Below are 3,852 nucleotides of genomic sequence, written 5' to 3'. Positions count from 1 at the left end.
TCGAGGATGCCGCCCCCGGGCTGCGCGTGCGCATCGACCTGCCCGGCGGCGGCGACTGAGGCGCGCCACATTGCCGAACGGCAATGTTGTGTTCACGCACAGCACGCGCGCGAATTCCTAGGATCGGCGGCTCGCACTTTCACGTGCCAGCCGCATGGGCCGCGCCGCGGTCCCAGGCAATTCCCAGGAGACATCAACGGTGAGAATCAAGAGTCAGAGAGACTTCTGCTCGGGCGTGCTCTTCAGCGCCTTCGGCGTGGCCTTCGCATGGGGCGCCACGAACTACAACGTCGGCACCGGCGCCCGCATGGGCCCGGGCTACTTCCCGCTGATCGTCGGCATCCTCATCGCCCTGATGGGCGTGCTGATCACGCTCAAGGCGCTGTCGGTGGAGACCGACGACGGCGAGCCGATCGGGCGCATCGCCTGGAAGCCGCTGGTGTTCATCATCAGCGCCAACCTGATCTTCGGCGTGCTGCTCGGCGGGCTGCCGAGCATCGGCCTGCCGTCGATGGGGCTGATCGTCGCGATCTATGCGCTGACCTTCATCGCCAGCCTCGCGGGCGACAACTTCGGCTGGAAGGGCGTGACCCTGCTGGCCACCGTGCTCGCGCTCGGCAGCTACCTGGCCTTCGTGGTCGCGCTCAAGCTGCAGTTCCAGGTCTGGCCGACCTTCATCGCCGGCTGATTTCGCTACAAGAAGAACGAAAAGACAAGACAAGAGAACCATGGACCTGATCACCAACCTCTCGATCGGCTTCGGCGTCGCCTTCACGGCGCAGAACCTGGTCTACGCCTTCGTCGGCTGCCTGCTGGGTACCCTGATCGGCGTGCTGCCGGGCATCGGCCCGGTCGCGACCATCGCGATGCTGCTGCCCGCGACCTATGCGCTGCCGCCGGTGTCGGCGCTCATCATGCTGGCCGGCATCTACTACGGCGCGCAGTACGGCGGCTCCACCACCGCGATTCTCGTGAACCTGCCAGGGGAGTCATCCTCGGTGGTGACAGTGATCGACGGCTACCAGATGGCGCGCAAGGGGCGGGCCGGGCCCGCGCTCGCGGCCGCGGGGCTCGGTTCCTTCTTCGCCGGTTGCGTGGGCACGCTGATCCTGGCCGCCTTCGCGCCGCCGCTGACCGAGCTGGCCTTCAAGTTCGGCCCGGCCGAATACTTCTCGCTGATGATCCTGGGCCTGATCGGCGCCGTGGTGCTGGCCTCGGGCTCGCTGCTCAAGGCCATCACCATGATCCTGCTCGGCCTCGCGCTGGGCCTGGTGGGCACCGACGTGAACTCGGGCGTGGCGCGCTACAGCTTCGACATTCCCGAACTCACCGACGGCATCGGCTTCATCGCCATCGCCATGGGCGTGTTCGGCTACGGCGAGATCATCGCCAACCTTGCGGTGCCCGAGCACGAGCGCGAGGTCTTCACCGCCAAGGTCAAGGGCCTGTGGCCCACCAAGGAAGACTTCCGCCGCATGACGCCCGCTGTGCTGCGCGGCACCGCGCTCGGCTCGGCCCTGGGCATCCTGCCCGGCGGCGGCGCGCTGCTGTCGGCCTTCGCGGCCTACACCATCGAGAAGAAGATCAAGCTCAAGAACGGCGAGGTGCCGTTCGGCAAGGGCAACATCCGCGGCGTGGCGGGGCCCGAGTCGGCCAACAACGCCGGTGCGCAGACCTCCTTCATCCCGCTGCTCACGCTGGGCATTCCGCCCAACGCCGTGATGGCGCTGATGGTGGGCGCGATGACGATCCACAACATCCAGCCCGGCCCGCAGGTGATGACCAGCAACCCCGAACTGTTCTGGGGCCTGATCGCCTCGATGTGGATCGGCAACCTGATGCTGATCGTGCTGAACCTGCCGATGATCGGCATCTGGATCAAGCTGCTGACCATTCCCTACAAGTGGCTGTTCCCTTCGATCGTGCTGTTCTGCGCGGTGGGCGTGTACTCGGAGAACAACAACACCTTCGACGTGTGGATGGTCGCGATCTTCGGCATCGTGGGCTACCTGTTCCTCAAGCTCCGGTGCGAGCCCGCGCCGCTGCTGCTGGGCTTCATCCTCGGACCGATGATGGAAGAGAACCTGCGCCGTGCGCTGCTGCTGTCGCGCGGCGACTGGAGCGTGTTCGTCACGCGGCCGCTGTCGGCCGGGCTGCTCGCGGCGGCGCTGCTGTTGCTGGTGGTGGTGCTGCTGCCTTCGGTGAAGGCGAAGCGGGAAGAGGCGTTCGTCGAGGATTGATCGTTCGAGTGGCGGGGCCGCGCGGCCCCGCCTTTGCGCCTTCACTTCGCGGCGATGCACTCCACCTCGATCCGCGCATTGAAGGCCAGCGCCGTGGCACCGAAGGCACTGCGCGCCGGATACCGGCCTTCGGCGAAGTAGGTCTTGTAGACCTCGTTGAAGGCCCCCCACTCGCTCATGTCGGCCAGCATGGCGGTGCACTTCACCACGTCGGCCATGGTGTGGCCATGCGCTTCGAGCGTGGTCTTGATGTTCTCCATCACCTGCTTCGACTCGGAACCGATGCCGCCCGGCGGCAGCTTGAGGCTGCCGGGGAGGTTGCCGATCTGGCCCGACAGGTAGAGCGTGCGGCCGACCTGCACGGCCTCGGAGAAGGGCAGCGTGGTGGGCAGCACCTTGCCCGAGTTGAGATGGCGCGGCGCGACGCCGCAGGCGCTGGTCGCGAGCACGAGGCAGGCCAGCGCGGCGCCGCCGATGAGGGTGAGGCGTTTCATGGCGTTCCGATCGCGGCGAGGAATTTGGCGATGTCGTTCATGTCGTTGTAGACGGACGGCGAGATGCGCGCATGGTTGGCGCGCAGCGTGATCTCGATCTTGTCGGGCGCGAGCCGGCTCGCGAGCTGCGCGGCATTGGCATAGGCGAAGGTCACGATCGGCGAACTGCTGTCGGGCGGCGTCACCACCTGGAAGCCCTTGGCGCGCAGGCCGGCCTGCAGCGCATCGGTCATCGGCTTGCGCCAGGCCTGGATCCTGTCGACGCCCACGCTCTGGATCCAGTCGATGGATGCCGCGCAGGCGGCCTCGATGGAGGAGGCCGGGAACGAACCGCTGAAGTAGCCCGACACCGAATCGATCTGCACGCTCTCGTAGGGCACGCTGCCGGGCGGGTCGAGCGGATAGACGTGCAGGATCGGCGCCGCGAAATTGCGCGTCTGGCGGTAGCCGTACCAGGGCCGCTGCAGCTTGGGTAGCAGGCTCTTGCGCACGTAGAGGAAGGCGAAGCCGAAATCGCCCATCAGCCACTTGTAGGTGCCGCAGCCCGCGAAGTCGACGCCCGCGGCCTTCACGTCCACCGGCACCGCGCCGGCCGACTGGATCAGGTCGACGTAGACCAGCGCGCCGCGCGAATGCGCGAGGTCGCACACGGCCTTGAGGTCGTGCGTGAAGCCGTTGTAGAGCGACACGTGCGAGATCGCCACCAGCTTGGTGCCCGGCGAGATGGCCTTGTCGAGGTCGGCCAGCGCGATGCGGTGGTTGGCGTCCATCGGCACGGTGAGCACGTCGAGGCCGCGCAGCCGGTACTGCTCGTACATGTAGAACGAGCCCACGAAGTGCAGCGCGTCGGTGACCACGCGGCCGCCCGATTCGGGCAGGCCGAGCGCGCGCGTCACGAGGTACTCGCCCATCGAGGTGCTGGGCACGTAGGCGATCTCGTCGGCATCGGCATTGATCAGCGCCGCGAACTTCGCGGTGGCGGTCGCGCTGCCGCTCGCGAGCGAGAGCTTGGACTGCGCGTAGGAACTCAGCGCGTCGGTGGCGTACTGGTTCCAGGGGTGATCGGCCGCGCCGTTGAGGTACACGCGGTCGGCCACGCCGGGGAACAGCGCCTTGGC

The 3,852-nt window shown here is 67.3% G+C and carries 4 protein-coding genes; 2 read left to right on the top strand and 2 right to left on the bottom strand.

The features are described 5' to 3' along the window. Nucleotides 1-199 precede the first annotated feature (199 nt). Entirely contained in the window at nucleotides 200-688 is a 489-nt protein-coding gene (locus AC27VN_RS35245) for a tripartite tricarboxylate transporter TctB family protein (protein WP_208514180.1), read from the top strand. A 40-nt stretch (nucleotides 689-728) separates the two neighbouring features. Continuing rightward, nucleotides 729-2,240, top strand: a complete 1,512-nt coding sequence (locus AC27VN_RS35240) for a tripartite tricarboxylate transporter permease (protein ID WP_203207895.1) — start codon at nucleotides 729-731, stop codon at nucleotides 2,238-2,240. Between the two features lie 41 nt (nucleotides 2,241-2,281). Here the strand turns inward: AC27VN_RS35240 and AC27VN_RS35235 are convergent, their stop codons facing one another. Together AC27VN_RS35235 and AC27VN_RS35230 are read right to left on the bottom strand one after the other, a co-directional pair. After that, a complete protein-coding gene (locus AC27VN_RS35235) occupies nucleotides 2,282-2,734 on the bottom strand; it encodes a RidA family protein (protein WP_490879612.1) in 453 nt (150 codons plus the stop codon). Continuing rightward, nucleotides 2,731-3,852 (bottom strand): aminotransferase class V-fold PLP-dependent enzyme (locus AC27VN_RS35230; protein ID WP_490879611.1); only part of this gene is annotated, 1,122 nt, incomplete at its 5' end. The genes AC27VN_RS35235 and AC27VN_RS35230, both read right to left, overlap by 4 nt.

This window comes from Variovorax sp. 20P10.2.4, from assembly GCF_058244205.1.
This window is presented reverse-complemented; position numbering and strand designations above follow the sequence as displayed.

Excerpts from the sequence above, each read along its gene's own strand:
- AC27VN_RS35235 (WP_490879612.1), bottom strand. The coding sequence starts at position 2,734 with ATGAAACGCCTCACCCTCATCGGCGGCGCCGCGCTGGCCTGCCTCGTG.
- AC27VN_RS35240 (WP_203207895.1), top strand. The coding sequence starts at position 729 with ATGGACCTGATCACCAACCTCTCGATCGGCTTCGGCGTCGCCTTCACG.